This is a genomic window from Micromonospora sp. CNZ303 (assembly GCF_004345505.1).
In genome coordinates this window covers 189834-208537 of the sequence record NZ_SLVT01000009.1, presented here as the reverse complement: position 1 = coordinate 208537, position 18704 = coordinate 189834, and the positions used below count along the sequence as shown (strand labels likewise).

Below are 18704 nucleotides of genomic sequence, written 5' to 3'. Positions count from 1 at the left end.
CCACCTGGCGACGGCCGCCGGGGGTATGGCGTGCCTCACGAGATGGGCTGGGGCATAATGGCCGACCTCCGGTGAACGGGATGTCACGCAGGGCGACCGCACCCCGCGACGAACGACACCCGACCATTCCCGCCCCCACCCCCCGGGTCATCGACGTGATCCTATCTGAGGGCGCGGCCGGCCGCCCGGTCCGGCGACCGCCGGGGACGCCGGTCGATGCTGTGACCTACCTCAAGGTCGAACGGCCCTTTGCCTGGTGGCGGGCCTGCGAGCAGTGTTGACGTGTCGGTCACCACGGCGAAACGTGAACCAGCCAGCATCGTCCTCGGGCAGACTCGATGACGCGCCTGCCCCACCGTCACCAACGATCCTCGCGGGGTGATCATGAGCACTGTCGAGCCGCACCAGCCCATCGGACTGACGACCGTCTCGCGCACGGTCGCATCGCTCGCCGTCGGCGTGGTCCACACCCTCGAGCGCGCCGTGGTGGGCGAGGCCCGCATGCGGACCGCGCGGGGCAACGCCTGGGAGGCGGTCTGCGCCGACCGGGCCCGGGCCGAGCAGCGGGCCGAGCTGGACCGCCTGGTGGCGGAGCTGGCGGCGGCCCGGGCCGCCGCCCGCGAGCGCCAGCCGGTCAGCTGACCGTCGGGTCCTCGCCCCGGTCCAGCGCGTCCCACGCCTCGGTGGTGTGCCGGCCGGTGACCCGGTCGCCCTCGCCCCGGGCGGCCGGCGCGGCGTCACCCGCGGGCCGCCGCTCGTAGCGGGCGCCCATCGCCGGCCAGCGCCGCCCCCGCAGCGCCGTCAGCAGCCCGCCCGCAGTGGCGAGCACCCCGCCGAGCAGGCAGAGCGCCGGCCACTGCCGGGCCACCTCGCCGTCGAACGCCGCGACCAGGCCGTAGCCGCCGCCGGCCGCCACGGCCGCGCCGAGCACGCACAGCAGCCCGCCCAGCAGCCGCCGCACCCGTCCCCGGGTGGCGAGCACGGCCCCGCCGCCGGCCAGCCCGACCAGGGCCAGCGCCGGCAGCCAGGGCAGCAGGCCGGCGCCCGTGCGGGCGTCGCGTACCGGCGGCAGCGGGGTGGGCCGGGCGGTCAACTCGACCGCCCAGGTGCGGGTCGACGCCCACAGCGCCAGGCCCGCGCCGGCCACGCAGAGCAGCACGGCGTACGTCAGCTCGCGCCGCTGCGTGCCGGGCCGCGCGCCCACTTTCGCGTCGGCGGCCGGAGTCGTCCCCGGCTCGGCGGCCGTCATCGGGCGGGCCGGAGGGTCTCGGCGGCGGCGATGGCGGCGAGCACGGCGGCGGCCTTGTTCCGGGTCTCCTGGTCCTCGGCGGCCGGGTCGGAGTCGGCCACCACCCCCGCACCGGCCTGCACGTACGCCCTGCCGTCGCGCATCAGCGCGGTGCGGATCGCGATCGCCATGTCCAGGTCGCCGCCGAAGCCGAAGTAGCCCACGGTGCCGCCGTAGATGCCGCGCCGGACCGGTTCCAGCTCCTCGATGATCTCCATGGCCCGCACCTTCGGCGCGCCCGAGAGGGTGCCGGCGGGGAAGGTCGCGGCCAGCGCGTCGAAGGCCGTACGGTCCTCGCGCAGCGTGCCGACCACGGTCGAGACGATGTGCATGACGTGGCTGTAGCGCTCGATGGTGGCGAACTCCGGCACCTCGACGGTGCCCGGGCGGCAGACCCGGCCCAGGTCGTTGCGCCCCAGGTCGACCAGCATCACGTGCTCGGCGCGCTCCTTCGGGTCGGCGAGCAGCTCCGTGGCGAGGCGGGCGTCGGCCTCGGGGGTGCCGCCGCGCGGCCGGGTGCCGGCGATCGGGTGCAGCAGCGCCCGCCGCCGCCCCTCGGCGTCGCCGGTCACCTTCAGGTGCGCCTCCGGCGAGGACCCGACGATGTCGAAGCCGTCGAAGCGCAGCAGGTACATGTACGGGCTGGGGTTCGTCGTGCGCAGCACGCGGTAGACGTCCAGCGGGTCGGCGTGCGTGTCCCGCTCGAACCGCTGGGCCAGCACGATCTGGAAGCACTCGCCGGCCCGGATCGCCTCCTTGGCCGCCTCGACGGCCTTCGGGTAGCCGCCCTCGGGCGTACGGCTGCGCACCTCGCCGGCCGGGGGCCGCCCGACGGTCGAGACCATCGGCGGGATCGGCCGGGACAGCGCGGTGGTCATCGCGTCGAGCCGCCCGACCGCGTGGTGGTAGGCCGCCGTGACCTCGGCGTCCCGGTCCGGCTCGGCCAGCGGCGGCAGGATCGCGTTGGCGACGAGAATCGCCGAGCCGTCGTAGTGGTCGAGCACCACCAAGTCGGTGGCGAGCATCATGCCCAGCTCGGGCACGCCCAGGTCGTCCTCGGTCAGCTCGGGCAGCCGCTCGAAGCGCCGGATCAGCTCGTAGCCGAGGTAGCCGACCATGCCGCCGGTCAGCGGGGGCATGCCGCTGGCCGCGTCGAACGCCGGGCCGGCGAGCGCCTCGACGGTCTCGCGCAGCACCTGGACCGGGTCGCCGGAGGTGGGCAGCCCGGCCGGTGGGTGGCCCGTCCACACCGCAGCGCCGTCCCGCTCGGTCAGCGTGGCGCTGCTGCGTACGCCGATGAACGAGTAGCGCGACCAGGCCAGGCCGGCCGAGCCGGCGCCCTGCTCGGCCGACTCCAGCAGGAACGTCCCCGGGCCGCCGGCGAGCTTGCGGTAGACGCCGACGGGGGTCTCCGCGTCGGCGAGCAGCCGGCGGGTGACCGGCACGACCCGCCAGCGGGCGGCCAGCTCGGCGAAGGTGGCCGGGTCGGGGCTGACCGCGCCGTCGGTGCGGGAGCCGCCGGGCGTGACGCGCTGCGCGCTCACCGGGCACCCGCCCCGTCCCCGCCGACCGGCAGCTCGGTGAAGAAGCAGGTGCGGTGCCCCGTGTGGCAGGCCGCGCCGACCTGGTCGACGTCGACCAGCAGCGCGTCGCCGTCGCAGTCCAGGGCCACCGCGCGGACGTGCTGGTGGTGCCCGGAGGTGGCGCCCTTGACCCAGTACTCCCGGCGGCTGCGCGACCAGTAGGTGGCCCGGCCGGTGGTCAGGGTGCGGTGCAGCGCCTCGTCGTCCATCCAGGCGACCATCAGTACCTCACCCGAGTCGTGCTGGCGGACCACGGCGGCCACCAGGCCGTCGGGGGTGCGGCGCAGCCGGGTGGCGATGGCCGGGTCGAGCCGGGACGGACGGACCGCGCCGTCGGCCGCGGGCTCCTGCGGACTGGGGTGGGCGCCGGTCACGGGCGCGTCAGGTACGGGCACAGTGACCCATTGTCCCGCACGCGGGGCGGGCACGGGTGACGGCTCCCGCCGGGGGCGCGGCGGCCGGTGGGCGGGCCGAGTGAGCTGGTCGACGTAGCGGTCCAGCCGGCCGTCGGTCAGGGCGTCGGCCAGGTCCGCGCCGGCGGCCCGCGCGACCTCGGCGGCGTACGGGCGGACCAGCGGCAGGACGCCGGTGACGAGACGGGCCGCGGCGGCGCAGAGCTGGCCGACGGAGCCGGGCCGCAGGCCGAGGCAGAGCAGCAGGTCCTCCCGGTAGTGCGGGGGCGCCACCGGCAGGTCGAGGGCGGCGGCGAAGGCCGCCCGCCGGGACGTCACCCGGACCGTGGGGTTGGCCAGCCGCAGCACGGACGGGCAGAGCCGGGCCAGATCGGCGGCAGCCAGCCGGACGCCGAGGTGGTCGTCGGCGTCGCGCGCGCCGGCCACCTTACCGAGCGTCGCGATCAGCTCCTCCAATTGCGGCTCGCCGGCGGGATGGCAGAGCACCGGCAGGTCGATCCGGGGCCGCCAGTGCGGGTCCGCCCACAGCAGCCGGGCCGGCGCCGTCACCGGCAGCCCGAACGCCCAGTCGGCGGGCTCGCCGAGGCGGGTCAGCCAGGAGTTCACGTCGCGGGCGGCCACCGACACGTGGGTCAGCCGGCCCCCGTGCTCGGCCAGGAACGCCCGGCGGGCGGCGTACGGGGCGCCGTCGAGCAGCACGTCGACGTCGACGTCGCTGTGCGCGGTGGCGGCCCGCCGGGCGTGGCTGCCGCGCAGCATGATGCCCACCACGGGCTGCTCGGCTCCGGCCCGCAACCGGGCCGCCCATTCGCCGAGGAACCTCTCGTCCGGTGACGCAGCGTGACCCACGGCGCCATCGTGCCGTACGTCCGATCAGGGCGCAATGCCCGATGCCGCGCCTGATGCCCGTTGGCGGACCCGCTGTCCGGGTCCGAAGGCTAATGCCCGACCGATCCGCCCGCCGCTCCGGGGTCCGTACGGGTGGACCGGGGTCGACCGTTGCGGCCCGGCGGGCGTCTCCGTTAGCGTCGAGTTCAACGGATGATGAGTTTCCCCGGGAGGCACCGGTGGACGAGGCGATCGCGGTACGCGACCTGGTCGTCGAGCGGGGCGGGCGGCGGGTGCTGCACGGCGTCAGCGCGGACGTACCGCGCGGTTCGGTCACCGGGCTGCTCGGCCCGAGCGGCAGCGGCAAGACCACGCTGCTGCGGGCGGTGGTCGGCGTGCAGGTGCTCGGCGCCGGCTCGGTGACCGTGCTGGGGCGCCCCGCCGGGTCGCCGGAGCTGCGCCGCCGGGTCGGCTACCTCACCCAGGCGCCCAGCGTCTACGCCGACCTGACGGTGCGCGAGAACGCGCGCTACTTCGCCGCCCTGCACGGCCGGGGGCGGGCCGAAGCCGACCAGGCGGTCGCCGACGTCGGGCTCGGGTCGGCCACCGGCCAACTGGTCGGCACCCTCTCCGGCGGGCAGCGCAGCCGGGCGTCGCTGGCCTGCGCCCTGGTCGGGGAGCCGGAACTGCTCGTCCTCGACGAACCGACCGTCGGCCAGGACCCGGTGCTGCGGGCCGACCTGTGGGCCCGGTTCCACGCCATGGCCGCCGCCGGCACCACCCTGCTGGTCTCCAGCCACGTCATGGACGAGGCGGCCCGCTGCGACCGGCTGCTGCTGATCCGCGAGGGACGGCTGATCGCCGACGACACCCCCGACGCGGTCCGCGCCGCCGCCGGCACCGACGACCTGGACGAGGCGTTCCTGCGGTTGATCAGGGCGGGCGCCGCCGGACGGGAGGCGTCGTGAACCCCCGGATCCTGGCCGCCACCACCGGCCGCATCCTGCGCCAACTGCGGCACGACCGACGCACCGTGGCCCTGCTGCTGGTGGTCCCGTCGGTGCTGCTCGCCCTGGTCCACGCCATGTACGTCGACCAGCCCGCCCCGCCGGGGCAGCCGTCGACCTTCGACCGGGTCGCCCTGGTGATGCTCGGCTTCTTCCCCTTCGTGATCATGTTCCTGGTGACCAGCATCGCGATGCTGCGCGAGCGCACCACGGGCACGCTGGAGCGGCTGCTCACCACCCCGCTGGGCAGGCTCGACCTGCTCTTCGGCTACGGCATCGCGTTCGGGCTGGCCGCGGTGGTCCAGGCGGTCGTGGCGTCCGTGGTCGCGTACGGCGTCTTCGGGCTGGACACCGCCGGGCACAGCGGGCTGGTGGTGCTGGTCGCCGCGCTGAACGCCGTGCTCGCCGTCGCGCTCGGGCTGTTCTGCAGCGCCTTCGCCCGCACCGAGTTCCAGGCCGTACAGTTCATGCCGGTCGTGGTCGTGCCCCAGTTGCTGCTCTGCGGGCTCTTCGTGCCCCGGGGCGAGATGGCGGGCTGGTTGCAGGCGGTCAGCGACGTGCTGCCCCTGTCGTACGCCGTCGAGGCGCTCCAGGAGGTCGGCGCCCACGCGGAGCCGACCGGCACGATGTGGCGGGACGTGGCGGTGGTCGCCGGCGCGGCGGCGCTGGCGCTGGTGCTCGCCGCGGCCACCCTCCGGCGGCGCAGCGGCTGAGGCGCCGACGCGGCCGGCGGGGCGCGACGCGGCCGGCGGCGGGACGACGGTGGAGCGAAGGGCGACGATGGCGCGGCGGACCGGACGACGACCCGGCAACCCGGACACCCGGCAGGCCATCCTCGACGCGGCCCGCGCCGCCTTCGCCGAGCGGGGCTTCGACGGAGCCTCGATCCGGGCCGTCGCCGCCGCCGCGCAGGTGGACCCGGCGCTGGTGCACCACTACTTCGGCAGCAAGGACCGGCTCTTCCTGGCCGCGATGCACGCGCCGGTCGACCCGGCCGAGCTGCTGCCGAGGGTGCTCGCGGGCGACCGCGCGGGTCTCGGGGAGCGGCTGGTGCGCGCCTTCCTCGGCGTCTGGGACTCCCCGGCCGGCACCGCCGGCGTGGCCCTGCTGCGCTCGGCGGTGAGCAACGAGTGGACCGCCCGGCTGCTGCGGGAGTTCCTGGTCACCCAGGTGCTGCGCAGGATCCTCGACCAGCTCGACGTCGACCCGGCCGAGCTGCCGCTGCGCGGCTCGCTGGTGGCCAGCCAGCTGATCGGGCTGGCCATGATGCGGCACGTGGTCCGGCTGGAACCGGTCGCCTCGGCCGCCCCGGAGACCCTCGTCGCGGCGGTCGGCCCCACCGTGCAGCGCTACCTGACGGGCGACCTCGCCGAGGTCTTCGCCGGCTGATTGGACGGCCGGGGCGGCGGCACCCGGTCAGGCGTGGTCGGCGTGCCGGGACGGGGCGTGCCGGCAGACCAGCGGATGCAGGAGCCGGGTCAGCTCCGCCTGGCAGTCCAGTGGACGCGGGAACGCCAGCCGGACGCGCCGGCGGGCGCCGGGTCGGCCGTGGGCGACCAGCAGGCCGTACCGGTCGATCCGGACCACCCGGGGCGCGGTGTCGGTGCCGCCGTCGGCGAGGCCGAGCTGGCGGCGCAGGTACCCGGCCACCTCGTCGGCGTGGTGGTCGGCGAGGTCGGCCAGGAGCTCGGCCTCGACGGCGTGCAGCGGGTCGGGCTCCGCCTCGGCGTACGCCTCGGGGTCGATGCGGCGGACGGTGTCGCCGCGTTCCCAGCGGGCCTCGACCACCTCGAAGCGGTGCAGCCGGAACCGGGTGCCGACGTCGAGCAGGTCACCGGCCGGCTCCACGGCCGCGAAGTCCAGCGCGGCGCGGCGCTCCTCGTCGCCGTCCAGCCGGGCCGCCCAGCCGGAGACCCAGGCCCGGCCGAGGCTCGGCGCGCCGGCGGCGGGCGGCAGGTCCAGCACGTCGAGCACCAGCGCGACGTCGGAGTCGCCGTCGGCGGGGTGCAGCGCGGCGGCGAGGTCGCTGACGACCGGCACGAGCAGCAGCACCCGGCCGTCCGGGTCGGTCACGTGCCGGACCTGGTGCGGGCCGGGCCGGTGCGCGACGTGGGCGATGCCGGGCAGCCGGCCCGCGACGAGGGTGCGGACGATCTCCGCCGGGCTGGGCCGCATGAACGACTCCTTCGTAGGTTAGCCTTACCTAACTTGGAGACTAGAGCACCGGATCGGAGACGTCCAGCGTGAACCAACCCAGGCCCAAGGCCCGCCTCTCCCGCGCCCTCGGCATCCCCCTCACCCGCAAGTGCGTGCGGTACTTCGAGCGGCGCCCCTTCCCGCCCGGCGTGCACGGCCGGCAGCGCCGCAAGACCTCGGACTACCAGGTGCGGCTGCTGGAGAAGCAGCGCCTGCGCCACCAGTACAACGTCAGCGAGACCCAGCTACGGCGCGCCTTCGACGAGGCCGCCCGGAGCGCGGGCAAGACCGGCGAGAGCCTGGTCGCGCTCCTGGAGCGACGGCTCGACGCGGTGGTGCACCGGGCCGGCCTGACCCGCAGCATCTACCAGGCCCGGCAGCTCGTCGCGCACGGCCACTTCACGGTCGACGGGCGCAAGGTCGACCGGCCGTCGTACCGGCTGCGTCCGGGGCAGGTGGTGGCCGTCCGGGAACGCAGCCGCACGAGCGTGCCGTTCCAGCTCGCCGCCGCGGGCGCCAACGCCACCGAGGGACCCGGCCAGCCGTACCTGTCGGTGGAGCTGGCCGAGCTGCGGGCCACGTTGCTGCGTGAGCCCGCCCGGCACGAGGTGCCGGTCATCTGCGACGAGCAGCTGGTGGTGGAGTTCTACTCCCGCTGAGCACCGCGCGGCCCGGCGCGCCGCCGGGCCGCGCGCCACACGGGCCCGACGCCCGCGCCGGGTCGGCTCAGCGGGTCTGCTCAGCGGGGCGGCTCGGCGGGTCTGCTCAGCGGGTCTGCTCAGCGGGTCTGCTCCAGCCAGGAGGCGTAGAGCAGGCCGTAGACCGACTCCGGGTCGCGGACCAGCTCGTCGTGCGGCCCGCGCTGCACGATCCGGCCCTTGTCCACCACGATCACCTCGTCGGCGGCCTGCGCCGTGGAGAGCCGGTGCGCGATCGCGAGGGTGGTGCGCCCCCGGGTCACCGCGTCCAGGGTGCGTTGCAGCCGCACCTCCGTGGCCGGGTCGACCGCGCTGGTCGCCTCGTCCAGCACCAGCAGGTCAGGGTCGGCCACGTACGCGCGGGCCAGCGCGACCAGCTGCCGCTCCCCCACGCTCAGCGCCTCGCCGCGCTCCCCCACCGGCGTGTGCAGGCCCGACGGGAGCCCGTCCAGCCAGTCCGCCAGCCCCAGCTCGGTGAAGGCCGCCGAGAGCTGCTCGTCGGTCAACTCCGGGCGGGCGAAGCGGACGTTCTCCGCCACCGTGGCGTCGAAGAGGAAGCCGTCCTGCGGCACCATCACCACCCGCGAGCGCAGCGAGGCGAACCGGACCCGCTCCAGCGGCACGCCCGAGAGCAGCACCTGGCCGGCGGTCGGGTCCATCAGGCGGGTGAGCAGCTTGGCGAAGGTGGTCTTGCCGCTGCCGGTCTCGCCCACCACCGCCACCCGGCTCTTCGCCGGGATCTCCAGGCTGACGTCGTGCAGCACCGGCGGACCCCCCGGGTACGCGAAGCGCACCCCCGCGAAGCGGATGTCCAGCGGCCCCGACGGCAGCTCGCGCCCCTGCTCGCCCGGGTCGGCGACGTCGGGCGCGACGTCCAGCACGTCCAGCACCCGGCGCCAGCCGGCGACGGCGTTCTGCGCCTCGTTGAGCACCTCGGTGGCGACCTGCACCGGCTGGATGAAGAGCGTGACCAGGAAGAGGAAGGCGGTCACCTCGCCGATGCTCAGGGTGCGGTCGGCGCCGAGGGTCACCCCGAGCACCACCACACCGGCCAGCGCCAGCCCGGCGGCCAGCTCACCGACCGAACTGCCCAGGACGCTGATCCTGATCGTCCGCTGCTGGGCCCGCCGCTGGGAGTCGATCGCCTCGTCCAGCCGTCGGGCGGTCCGCCCGGCGATCCCGTAGGCCCGGATCACCGGCGCGCCGACCACGCTCTCCCCGATCGCACCGAGCAGCGTCCCGGTGCGCTGCCGGACCACCCCGTACGCCCCGGCGAGGCGGCGCTGGAGCAGCCGGATCACGAACACGGCGGGCAGGAAGGCGGCGAAGACCACCAGGGTCAGCTGCCAGGAGTACGCGAACATGACAAGCGTGGTGATCACCAGCTGGCCGAGGTTGACCACCAGGATCACGCCGCCCCACTGGAGGAACTGGGTGATCTGGTCGACGTCGCTGGTCACCCGGGAGACCAGCGAGCCGCGGCGCTCGGACTGCTGGTGCAGCATGGACAGGTCGTGCACGTGCCGGAACGCCCGGATCCGCACGTTGGCCAGCGCGGTCTCGCTGACCGTGAAGAGCCGACGCGTCATCAGGTAGCCGCAGAGCGTGGTGACCACCAGCACCCCGGCGGTGGCGGCGACCACCGTCCAGACCACGGTCAGGTCCAGGCCACCGACGATGCCGTTGTCGATGCCCTGCTGCACCGCCACCGGGACGGCCGCCCGGCCGACCATGTAGACCAGGGCCAGGCCGAGCGTGCCGGCGAGGCCGACCCGCAGCTCCGGGGAGAGCGCCAGACCGCGGCGCAGCGTCTGCCATGTCGTCTCGGGCGTCTCCGGAACGTCGGCGGCCTCGGCCTCGGCCTTCCGTGCCGTGTCCGTGGAAGTGGTCACCGGCCCGCTCCTTCGTTCGCGACTGCGGGGCTCCGCTGCGCTGCACTCCTCGCGCTCACCGGTGCTGGCCTTTCGTTCACGACTGCGGGGCTCCGCTGCGCTGCACTCCTCGCGCTCACCGGTCCACCTCGATCTCCAGGCCCGAGGGAAGCGGGGCCACCTCGTCGTACGTCTCGTCCTTGGCCTGGTCCATCTCGGCCTGCTCGTAGGCGGTGACCAGGTCGGCGTAGCCGGGCACCGTGGCCAGCAGCTCGACGTGCGGGCCGCGGGCGACCACCCGGCCCTGCTCCAGGTAGACCACCTCGTCGGCCAGCGCGATGGTGGCCCGCCGGTAGGCGACCACCAGGATCGACGCGGCCGGCACCCCGGCCGCCCCCGCCGAGGAGCGCAGCCCAGCCAGGATGGCCGCCTCCACCCGGGGGTCGACGGCGCTGGTCGCGTCGTCGAGGACCAGCAGGCGGGGCCGGCCGGCGAGCGCGCGGGCCAGGGTGAGCCGCTGCCGCTGGCCGCCGGAGAGCGAGGTGCCCCGCTCGCCGACCCTCGTGTCGAGGCCGTCGGGCAGGGCGGCGACGAAGCCGTCCGCCTCGGCCAGCCGCAGCGCGGCCCAGACCTCCTCGTCGCCGATGCCCGGCCGGTCCAGGGTGACGTTGCCGCGCACCGTGTCGTCGAAGACGAACGGCACCTGGGCGACCAGCGCGGCAGTGTCGGCCAGCGAGGCGGCGGTCAGCCGGCGGACGTCCACCCTGTCCAGGCAGACGGTGCCGACCCGGGGGTCGACCAGCCGCACGGCCAGCGCGGCGATCGTCGACTTGCCGGAGCCGGTCGGCCCGACCAGGGCGACGGTCTTTCCGGCGGGCACGGTGAAGGAGACCTCTCCGAGCACCTCCGTGCCGGGCAGGTGCGCCTCGGCGGGCTCGTAGCCGAACCGCACGCCCGCGAACGCGAGGGTGGCCGGGCGGGGGTCCGTCACGTCGAGCGTCGTGTCGCCGTACGCCATCTCGCCGGTGGCGTCGAGCACCCGGCGGACCCGGTCCCAGCCGGCGACGCTGCGCGGCAGCTCGGCCAGCACCCAGCCGATGGCCCGCACGGGGAACGCCAGCACGGTGAAGAGGAAGGCGACGCTGACCAGCTCGGCGACGGTGATCTCACCCTGCCGCAGTCGGAGCGTGCCGACCACCAGCACGGTGAGGGTGCCGAGGCTGGGCAGGGTGTCCAGCAGCGGGTCGAACACGCCGCGCAGCCGCCCCACCGCCACCAGCGAGTCGCGCAGCTCGCCCGCGCGGGCGGCGAACCGGTGGGTCTCCTGCGCCTCCCGGCCCATCGTCTTGACGACCAGGGCGCCGTCGAAGCTCTCGTGCGCGATGCCGCTGACCTCGGCGCGCAGCCGCTGGGCCCGGGCCTGGCGGGGGGCCATCCGGCGGGAGTAGGCGACGTTGAGCGCGAAGAGCGCCGGGAAGACCGCGAGGCCGACCAGGGCCAGCGCCCAGTCGGTGAGGAAGAGCGAGGCCACCGCGCCGACCAGCATCACCAGGGTGCCGACCGCGAACGGCAACGGGGCGATCGGGTGCCAGGCGGCCTCGACGTCGGAGTTGGCGTTGGACAGCAGCGTGCCGGTGGCGTTGCGGTGGTGCCAGGACAACGGCAGTTCCAGGTAGCGGCGGGTGACCCGGCGCCGGTAGGCGGCCTGGAGGCGGTACTGCATGTAGCCCGCGCCGAGCCGGCGGCCGAAGATGCCGGCCACCCGCAGCACGCTGATGCCGAACAGCGCGACGGCCGCCAGGGCCAGCCCGCCGACTCCGACCTCGCCACGCTCGATCGCCGGCACCACCACGTCGCCGACCACGGCACCCACCACGTAGGCGCTGGCCACCGTCATGGCGCCGAAGAGCACGCTGCCGCTCACCGCGACCGCGAAGATGCGCGGCTGCTCCCGGATAGCCCGCCCGAGGACGGCCAGCCCCCGCACCAGCACGTCCCGACTTGTCCTGCTCGCCACGCTCTCCCCTGCCGTAAGCCGCACCTATCCTCCTCATCCTTACCGGTCCGAGCCAGCTCCGCCGCCCCGGACCGCTATGTCCACCGTCACGGCCGCCCGGCCCGCTCGCCGCGCCGAGTGGGCCGGGCGCGCCTACGATCGGGGCATGCCGCGGTACGCCCGAACGGAGCGCGAGGCGCTCGTCGACCTGATGCAGACGCTGGGACCGGACGCGCCGACGGTCAACGAGGGGTGGACCACCCGCGACCTCGCCGCCCACCTGGTGCTGCGCGAACGCCGGCCCGACGCCGCCGGCGGCATCCTGCTCCCGCCGCTGCGCGGCTACGCCGAACGGGTGCGCCTGCGCGTCGCCGCGCGCCCCTGGCCACGCCTCCTCGACGAGGTGCGCCGGCCGCCGGTGTGGAGCCCGGTCAGCAACCCGCTCACCGATGAGCTGGCCAACACGATGGAGTTCTTCATCCACCATGAGGACGTACGCCGCGCCCGCCCGGGCTGGCTCCCCCGCGACCTGGGGGCGGGGCTGAACGCGGCGCTGTGGAAGCGGTGCACCGGGCTGGCCCGGCTGGCGCTGCGCCGGTTCCCGGCGGACGTCTTCGTCCAGGCGCCCGGCTACGGGGAGCTTTCCGTCGGCCGGGGCGGCGAACCGGTGCGGGTGGTGGGGGCGCCGGGCGAGCTGGTCCTGTTCCTCAGTGGCCGGCAGCGGGTGTCCCGGGTGCAGATCGACGGGCCGGCGGCACCGGCCGAGCGACTCCGGGGCGCCGACCTGGGCATGTGACGCCCCGTAGGCGGACAGCCGCAGCCCGATCCGCGGGAGCGGCTGACCCAGCGATCGTCACCGATTCCCGCTCCCGTACGCTGTCCCGCGCCGTCCCGCCGTGGGGCGGCGCGACAGGGGGCACCATGCGGACCTTTGCGGTCTCGGCGCTACGGGAACCCCCCTTTCCCGCGCGCCAGCACGACGCCACCGCACGCGTCGCGCGGGAGAGCATCGAGTGGGCGCTCGGCCACGGGCTGATCGGTGACGGGCACCGGCTGTACCGGCTGCGCCGGGCCGACGCCGCCGGGCTGGCCGGGCGGGCCTGCCCGGAGGGACCGGTGGAGGGGCTGCGGCTGCTCACCGACCTGATCTCCTGGCTGTTCGTGATGGACGACGCCTGCGACGAGGACGGCCTCGGCGACTCCCCCACCCGGCTGGCGCCGACCGTCGCCGCCCTGCTGGACGTGCTCGACGGTCACGGGGGACGGGCCGACGCTGCGGCGACCGCGACCGTGGCCGGGCCGCTCGGCGAGGCGCTGGGCGAGCTGTGCCGGCGGGCCCACGCCGCCGGCGGGCCCGTGGCGCTGCTGCGCTTCGTCGGCGAGGTGCGGGAGTATCTGCTGGCGCTGCTCTGGGAGGCGGCGAACCGGGAGCACGGGCGGGCGCCGGGACTGGCCGAGTACGTCCAGATGCGCCGGCACACCGGAGGGGTCCACCCCAGCTTCACCCTCACGGAGCTGGCCGCCGGGGCGCTGCCGGGCGCGACCCACCGCGCCGAGCCGTCGTTGGTCGCGCTCGACCTGCTCGCCGCCGACCTGGTCTGCTGGTGCAACGACGTCTTCTCGTACGGCAAGGAGCACCTCGCGCAGCCGGACGTGCACAATCTGGTCGCGGTGATCGCCGCGGGGCGGGCGGCCGGCGACGAGTCGTCGGCCCTGCGGGCGGCGGCCGACCGGTTCAACGAGGGCCTCTCGGCGTACCTGGCGACGGAGGCGGCGCTGCTCGCCACCGGCGATGACGGCCTGCGGCCGGCCCTCACGGCGCGGCGCAACTGGATCCGGGCCACCTACGACTGGTCGCTGGAGGCGGCCCGGTACGCCTGAGCCGGGCGTCCATCCTCCGAGACGTGGCCCAGCCGTGATCCACAGGGCTAGCCGATGCCCGGGCGCAGGCAATACCCTTCGGTAACGAACGCCGACGTGACCGTGGTCACGTCTCCACCCCCCGAAGGCGGCTACAGCGATGGCTCTCGATGTACCGTACCGTTCCATCCCCGACATGTTCCTCAAGCGCGTGGCGGCGTCCCCCGACCGCGACGCCTTCGCCCACCCGGCCCCCGACGACTCCGGGCCGGTCTGGCTGACCTGGGAGCAGATGGCCCGTCGCGCCAAGGCGGTCGCCGCCGGGCTGCACGGCCTCGGTGTCGGTCTGGAGGATCCGGTCGCGATCCTGGCGAACACCCGGCTCGACTGGGTGATCGCCGACCTCGGCATCATGTGCGCCGGCGGCGCGACCACCACCGTCTACCCCACCACGGAGCCCGACGACGCGACCTACATCATCGCCGACTCCGGCTCGCGGGTGCTGTTCGCCGAGAACCCGGCACAGGCCGCCAAGATCGCCGGTGCCGAGCTGCCGGCGCTGACCCACGTCGTGCTCTTCGACGGCGCCGCCGACCCGGCCGCCGCCGTCCCCCAGCTCACCCTCGCCGAGCTGGAGGAGCAGGGCGCCCAGGCGCTGGCCGCCGAGCCCGACCTGATCGACATGCTGGTCGCCGGGATCGGTCCCGAGCACCTGGCCACGCTGATCTACACCTCCGGCACCACCGGGCGCCCGAAGGGCGTCGAGCTGCTGCACGGCGGCTGGTGCTGGGAGGGCGTGGCGCAGGTCGAGGTGGGGCTGCTCCGCGACGACGACCTGCAGTACCTCTGGCTCCCGCTGTCCCACTCGTTCGGCAAGACCCTGCTCTGCGGGGCGATCCACGTGGGCCTGCCGACGTACGTCGACGGCCGGGTCGACAAGCTGGTCGAGCTGCTCTCGGTGATCCGGCCGACGCTGATGTGCGGCGCGCCCCGGGTCTTCGAGAAGGTCTACAACAAGGCGGTAACCACCGCGCAGGCCGGCGGCGGCGCGAAGGCGAAGATCTTCGGCTGGGGCGTCCGGGTCGGCAAGGAGAAGGTCGCCCTGGAGCAGGCCGGCCGGCCGCTCCCGACGGGGCTGAAGCTGAAGTACACGGTGGCCGAGAAGCTGGTGTTCAGCAAGCTCCAGGCCCGCCTCGGCGGCCGGATCCGGGTGCTCGTCTCCGGCGCCGCCCCGCTCAGCCCGGAGATCGCCACCTTCTTCGCCGCGGCGAACCTGCCGATCTCCGAGGGCTACGGCCTCACCGAGACCAGCGCCGGCAACTTCGTCAACCCGCCGGACGGGCTGCGGATCGGCACCGTCGGCAAGGCGATGGGCGACCTGGAGTGCCGGATCGACACCGACGGCGAGATCCTGGTGCGTGGCCGGCCGGTGATGCGCGGCTACCACAACCTGCCCGAGGAGACCGCCGCCGCGTTCACCGAGGACGGTTTCTTCCGCACCGGTGACATCGGCACCCTGGACTCCGACGGCTACCTCAGGATCACCGACCGGAAGAAGGACCTGGTCAAGACCTCCGGCGGCAAGTACATCGCGCCCTCGCACATCGAGGGGATGTTCAAGGCGACCTGCCCGTACACCTCCCAGGCGGTGGTGATCGGCCAGGCCCGCAACTACTGCACGATGCTGGTCACGCTGGACCCGGAGGCGATCAAGGGCTGGGCCGCCGGCACCCCCCTGGAGGGCCGCGACTACACCGAGATCGTCACCTCGCCGGAGGCGAAGGCCATGGTCGAGGGGTACGTGGCCGAGCTCAACGCCAAGCTCAACCGCTGGGAGACGATCAAGAAGGTCGCCATCCTGCCGCGCGACCTGACCATCGAGGACGGCGAGATCACCCCGTCGCTCAAGATCAAGCGTCGGGGCGTGGAGAGCAACTTCGCCGGCGAGATCGAGAAGATGTACGCGGGCACGCTGGCCGAGCTCTGAGCCCTCGACGTCGGCGGCCCCCACGTTTCGTACGGGGTCGCCGACGTCGGACGGGCGGGGCGCCGGCTCACAGGTGGTGGCCCCGCCACCGCGTCTGCTCGGCCTCGGAGGCCAGCTGCTCCTCCAGCGCCACCTGCCGCACGCGCCGCCGCCGCGGGGCGTCGACGACCGTCTGCACCGCGACCGTCAGCACGGCGGCCACCGCCAGCATGGCGAGGGCGACCAGCTCCGGCAGTCGCCCGGCCACCGGGGTCAGCGCGACGAGCAGCAGGACCCCGCAGATCGTCGGCCAGCGCGCCGCGCCCAGCATCCGGCTGCCGAGCAGGATCAGCGTGAGCAGATAGAGCGCTACCCCGCCGTAGAGGGCCAGCATGTCGAAGCCGGGCAGCGGCACCCCCCAGCTCGGGGTCGCCGGGTCCGCGCCCTCGTGGATCAGCCCCTTGAGGCCCAGCGCGAACAGGATCACGCCCGTGATCAGCGGCAGGTGCAGGTAGGTGTACACGTCCCGGGCCAGCCCGGCGCGGGTGCGCCGCTCCCGGGTGCGGTGCAGCACCTGCTCCATCGCCAGAGCGAGGGTGTCGAAGTACGCCCACCACAGCGCCGCGACCACCGCGATGCCGAGGAGCGCCGCGACGATCACCGGCCAGGTCAGCGGCAGGGTGGCGGTGGGGCCGGGCCCGAGCCCCAACGCGATGATCGACTCGCCGAGCGCCACCATGATGATCAGCGCGTGCCGTTCCGCCCAGTGCCCCGCCGAGAGCACCGTCCACCCCGCGCGGTGCTGGGCCAGGCCGGAACCGTACTCGACGCCGAGCGCGGCGAGCCACAACGCCAGCCGGAGCGTCATCTCGGCGCGGCCGTCGAGGACCCGCTGCGGCACCAGCGCGGCGGTCAGGATGAAGCCCGTCGCCAGCAGGAACGGCAGGGCCAGCACGGGCATCCGCCGGCGCACCTCCCGGTCGGAGCGTACGGCCCAGAGGAAGACCGACACGTGGGTCGCGCGGACCAGGAAGTAGCAGAGGGCGAAGACCACCGGGCCGGGCAGCCCACCGGGACGGTCGACGAACGCCTTCGGCAGGCTCAGCGCGAGCACGAAGACGGCGGCGGAGACGGCGAACCCGACCAGCGGCGCGGTCCCCTGGTCGGTGCGGACCACGTTGCCGAGGGCGGCGAAGCCGCTCCAGCACCACCAGAGCAGGGCGAGGACCACCAGGAGCTGGACCAGTCCGCGGAGGGTCGGGTTGCTGGCCGTCACCGTGGTCACGTTGAGGAAGGCGAAGACGAAGACGAGGTCGTAGAAGAGTTCGAGCCGGGTGGTGCGGGAGCCCGGTGCGTTCGGCAGGATCCCGCGCGGCCACCGCACCTCCCGCGCATCCCCCACCTGCGCAGTCTCGCAGCCGCGGGACCGGGGGCAGGCGCGATTGACCGACCCGGCGGGCGAACCCGGCCCCGGGCCACCCGGTCCGGCTCAGGCGATGACCGCCGGCTCCCGCCACTGCGACCGGCCGCCCCGGTCCAGGTCGTACCGGACGGCGGCGATGCGGCCGACCGCCTCGGCCAGGTCGGCGGCCGGCAGGGTGAACGGCAGCCGCAGGAAGCGCTCCAACGTGCCGTCCAGGCCGAACCGGGGACCGGGCGCCAGGCGTACGCCGACCTCCTCGGCGGCCCGGGCCAGCGCGCTGGAGATCGGCCCGTCGAGTTCGGCCCAGAGGGTCACCCCGCCGTGCGGGACGGTGACCCGCCACTCGGGCAGGCGCTGCGCGAGCGCCGCCAGCAGGGCGTCGCGCTGGGCGGTGAGCTGGGCCTGGCGCGCGGCGACGATGGCCGGCGCGTCGGCGAGCAGGTGGACCGCGACCAACTGGTCCAGGACCGGGCTGGCCATGTCGACGCCGACCCGGGCGGCGGCGAGCCGCTGCACCTGCGGGGCGGAGGCGCGGACCCAGCCGATCCGCAGGCCGCCCCAGAAGGGCTTGCTCATCCCGCCGATGCTGACCACCCGGGAGTGCCGGTCGAAGCTGGCGGTGGGCGGGGGCAGCACCGTCCCGTCCAACGGCAGGTCCACGAACGACTCGTCGACGATTAGGTCGGTGCCGACGGCGTGCGCGGTGGCCACCACCCGCTCGCGCAGCGCGGCCGACATCAGGTGGCCGGTCGGGTTCTGGAAGTCCGGGATCAGGTACGCCAGCTTGGGCCTGGCCTGCCGGAGGGCGCCGAGCAGCAGGTCGGCGTCCCACCCGGGTTCCTCGACGGCCAAGCCGTGGGTGGTGATCCGGGCCCGGCGGGCGGCCAGCGCGGCCAGCGCGTTCGGATAGCTGGGCGCCTCGACCAGTACGTTGCCGCCGGGGGCGAGGGCCAGCCGGAGCACCAGGTCGAGGGCGTGCTGGGTGCCGTTGGTGACCATGATCTGGTCGGGCGAGGTGGGCAGACCCCGATCGGTGTACGCGCGGGCCACCGCCTCGCGCAGCTCGATGATCCCGGTCGGGTGGTAGCCGGCGCCGCCCAGGTAGCGGGGCAGGTCCTCGGCCGCCGCGCGGGCGGCCGGCAGCAGCTCGGGCGGCGCGGCGAGCGCGGCGACCCCGAGGTCGATCATGTCGCGGTCGTCCAGCGGGGTCCAGAGCCCGGTACTCGCCACCCGGTGGGTGCCCGGGAGCATCGTCCAGCTGCCGGCACCCCGCCGGCTGGCGAGGTGCCCGCTCTCCCGCAGCTCCCGGTACGCGGCCGTGACCGTGGTCCGGCTGATCTTCAGCGCCTCGGCCAGCTCCCGCTCGGCGGGCAGCCGCACGCCCAGCGGCAGCCGGCCGTCGGCCAGCAGGCCGCGTACGGCACCGGCCAGGGCGGCGTAGTCGGGGCTGCGCCGACGGCCGGGAAGCGCATGCCACTGACCGAGGAGCCGGGCCAATTGGACACCCCGAACCTGACTCGTCATGGCCACTCCTCCCGGATTGGCTCTTACGCTGCGCCAATTGGCCTTTAGCGT

Annotated in this window: 16 protein-coding genes and 1 pseudogene; 8 read left to right on the top strand and 9 right to left on the bottom strand. The window is 75.0% G+C overall.

What is annotated here, in order from left to right; translation table 11 throughout:
* The first annotated feature begins 384 nt into the window (after nucleotides 1-384).
* On the top strand, nucleotides 385-642 hold the full coding sequence (locus tag EV374_RS16790) for a hypothetical protein (protein WP_101415126.1): 258 nt from the start codon (nucleotides 385-387) through the stop codon (nucleotides 640-642).
* On the opposite strand, the gene EV374_RS16785 is transcribed toward EV374_RS16790, so the two are convergent.
* The 4 genes and pseudogenes from EV374_RS16785 to EV374_RS33470 all read right to left on the bottom strand — a co-directional run.
* A complete protein-coding gene (locus tag EV374_RS16785; RefSeq protein ID WP_132236372.1) occupies nucleotides 635-1249 on the bottom strand; it encodes a Trp biosynthesis-associated membrane protein in 615 nt (204 codons plus the stop codon). The two genes, EV374_RS16790 and EV374_RS16785, sit on opposite strands and share 8 nt — an antisense overlap.
* Nucleotides 1246-2832, bottom strand: coding sequence for an anthranilate synthase component I (locus EV374_RS16780; protein WP_132236370.1), 1587 nt, complete (start codon nucleotides 2830-2832; stop codon nucleotides 1246-1248). Before EV374_RS16780 ends, EV374_RS16785 begins: the two co-directional genes overlap by 4 nt.
* The gene (gene hisI / locus EV374_RS33475; RefSeq protein ID WP_132236513.1) at nucleotides 2829-3266 is read right to left on the bottom strand and encodes a phosphoribosyl-AMP cyclohydrolase; all 438 of its coding nucleotides are present in this window, start codon (nucleotides 3264-3266) and stop codon (nucleotides 2829-2831) included. Before hisI ends, EV374_RS16780 begins: the two co-directional genes overlap by 4 nt.
* Before the next feature lie 195 nt (nucleotides 3267-3461).
* Nucleotides 3462-4043: pseudogene (locus EV374_RS33470) on the bottom strand (phosphoribosyl-AMP cyclohydrolase); the annotation flags it as partial.
* Between the two features lie 308 nt (nucleotides 4044-4351).
* Between EV374_RS33470 and EV374_RS16770 the strand changes: the two are divergent.
* From EV374_RS16770 to EV374_RS16760, 3 genes are all read left to right on the top strand, one after another.
* Nucleotides 4352-5080: an ABC transporter ATP-binding protein gene (locus EV374_RS16770; protein ID WP_132236368.1), complete on the top strand. Its 729-nt coding sequence runs from the start codon at nucleotides 4352-4354 to the stop codon at nucleotides 5078-5080.
* The gene (locus EV374_RS16765; RefSeq protein WP_132236366.1) at nucleotides 5077-5832 is read left to right on the top strand and encodes an ABC transporter permease; all 756 of its coding nucleotides are present in this window, start codon (nucleotides 5077-5079) and stop codon (nucleotides 5830-5832) included. The genes EV374_RS16770 and EV374_RS16765 overlap by 4 nt, the downstream gene beginning before the upstream one ends.
* A gap of 67 nt (nucleotides 5833-5899) precedes the next feature.
* Nucleotides 5900-6508, top strand: coding sequence for a TetR/AcrR family transcriptional regulator (locus tag EV374_RS16760; RefSeq protein WP_132236364.1), 609 nt, complete (start codon nucleotides 5900-5902; stop codon nucleotides 6506-6508).
* A gap of 27 nt (nucleotides 6509-6535) precedes the next feature.
* Here EV374_RS16760 and EV374_RS16755 read toward each other — a convergent pair whose 3' ends face one another.
* A complete protein-coding gene (locus tag EV374_RS16755) occupies nucleotides 6536-7294 on the bottom strand; it encodes a DUF2470 domain-containing protein (RefSeq protein WP_132236362.1) in 759 nt (252 codons plus the stop codon).
* A gap of 68 nt (nucleotides 7295-7362) precedes the next feature.
* Here EV374_RS16755 and rpsD point away from each other — a divergent pair, with 68 nt between their 5' ends.
* Nucleotides 7363-7974: a 30S ribosomal protein S4 gene (gene rpsD, locus EV374_RS16750; RefSeq protein ID WP_132236360.1), complete on the top strand. Its 612-nt coding sequence runs from the start codon at nucleotides 7363-7365 to the stop codon at nucleotides 7972-7974.
* Nucleotides 7975-8093: 119 nt separating this feature from the next.
* Here rpsD and EV374_RS16745 read toward each other — a convergent pair whose 3' ends face one another.
* Together EV374_RS16745 and EV374_RS16740 are read right to left on the bottom strand one after the other, a co-directional pair.
* Nucleotides 8094-9821: an ABC transporter ATP-binding protein gene (locus EV374_RS16745; protein WP_132236511.1), complete on the bottom strand. Its 1728-nt coding sequence runs from the start codon at nucleotides 9819-9821 to the stop codon at nucleotides 8094-8096.
* A gap of 199 nt (nucleotides 9822-10020) precedes the next feature.
* Nucleotides 10021-11901 (bottom strand): ABC transporter ATP-binding protein, encoded by a 1881-nt coding sequence (locus EV374_RS16740; protein ID WP_132236509.1) that lies wholly within the window; start codon nucleotides 11899-11901, stop codon nucleotides 10021-10023.
* A gap of 145 nt (nucleotides 11902-12046) precedes the next feature.
* Here EV374_RS16740 and EV374_RS16735 point away from each other — a divergent pair, with 145 nt between their 5' ends.
* The 3 genes from EV374_RS16735 to EV374_RS16725 all read left to right on the top strand — a co-directional run bounded on the left by EV374_RS16735 (nucleotide 12047) and on the right by EV374_RS16725 (nucleotide 15727).
* Nucleotides 12047-12676 (top strand): TIGR03085 family metal-binding protein, encoded by a 630-nt coding sequence (locus EV374_RS16735; protein WP_132236358.1) that lies wholly within the window; start codon nucleotides 12047-12049, stop codon nucleotides 12674-12676.
* 125 nt (nucleotides 12677-12801) lie between these two features.
* Nucleotides 12802-13761 (top strand): terpene synthase family protein, encoded by a 960-nt coding sequence (locus EV374_RS16730; protein ID WP_132236356.1) that lies wholly within the window; start codon nucleotides 12802-12804, stop codon nucleotides 13759-13761.
* Between the two features lie 139 nt (nucleotides 13762-13900).
* Complete coding sequence (locus EV374_RS16725) at nucleotides 13901-15727, top strand: AMP-dependent synthetase/ligase (protein ID WP_132236354.1); 1827 nt, start codon at nucleotides 13901-13903, stop codon at nucleotides 15725-15727.
* Between the two features lie 67 nt (nucleotides 15728-15794).
* Here the strand turns inward: EV374_RS16725 and EV374_RS16720 are convergent, their stop codons facing one another.
* A complete protein-coding gene (locus tag EV374_RS16720; protein WP_486485799.1) occupies nucleotides 15795-17108 on the bottom strand; it encodes a low temperature requirement protein A in 1314 nt (437 codons plus the stop codon).
* Between the two features lie 87 nt (nucleotides 17109-17195).
* A complete protein-coding gene (yczR, locus tag EV374_RS16715) occupies nucleotides 17196-18653 on the bottom strand; it encodes a MocR-like transcription factor YczR (RefSeq protein ID WP_132236352.1) in 1458 nt (485 codons plus the stop codon).
* Nucleotides 18654-18704 lie beyond the last annotated feature (51 nt).

Coding starts and splice junctions, on each gene's coding strand:
- EV374_RS16790 (WP_101415126.1), top strand. CDS start 385: ATGAGCACTGTCGAGCCGCACCAGCCCATCGGACTGACGACCGTCTCG.
- EV374_RS16785 (WP_132236372.1), bottom strand. CDS start 1,249: ATGACGGCCGCCGAGCCGGGGACGACTCCGGCCGCCGACGCGAAAGTG.
- EV374_RS16760 (WP_132236364.1), top strand. CDS start 5,900: ATGGCGCGGCGGACCGGACGACGACCCGGCAACCCGGACACCCGGCAG.
- EV374_RS16755 (WP_132236362.1), bottom strand. CDS start 7,294: ATGCGGCCCAGCCCGGCGGAGATCGTCCGCACCCTCGTCGCGGGCCGG.
- EV374_RS16735 (WP_132236358.1), top strand. CDS start 12,047: ATGCCGCGGTACGCCCGAACGGAGCGCGAGGCGCTCGTCGACCTGATG.
- EV374_RS16730 (WP_132236356.1), top strand. CDS start 12,802: ATGCGGACCTTTGCGGTCTCGGCGCTACGGGAACCCCCCTTTCCCGCG.
- EV374_RS16725 (WP_132236354.1), top strand. CDS start 13,901: ATGGCTCTCGATGTACCGTACCGTTCCATCCCCGACATGTTCCTCAAG.
- yczR (WP_132236352.1), bottom strand. CDS start 18,653: ATGACGAGTCAGGTTCGGGGTGTCCAATTGGCCCGGCTCCTCGGTCAG.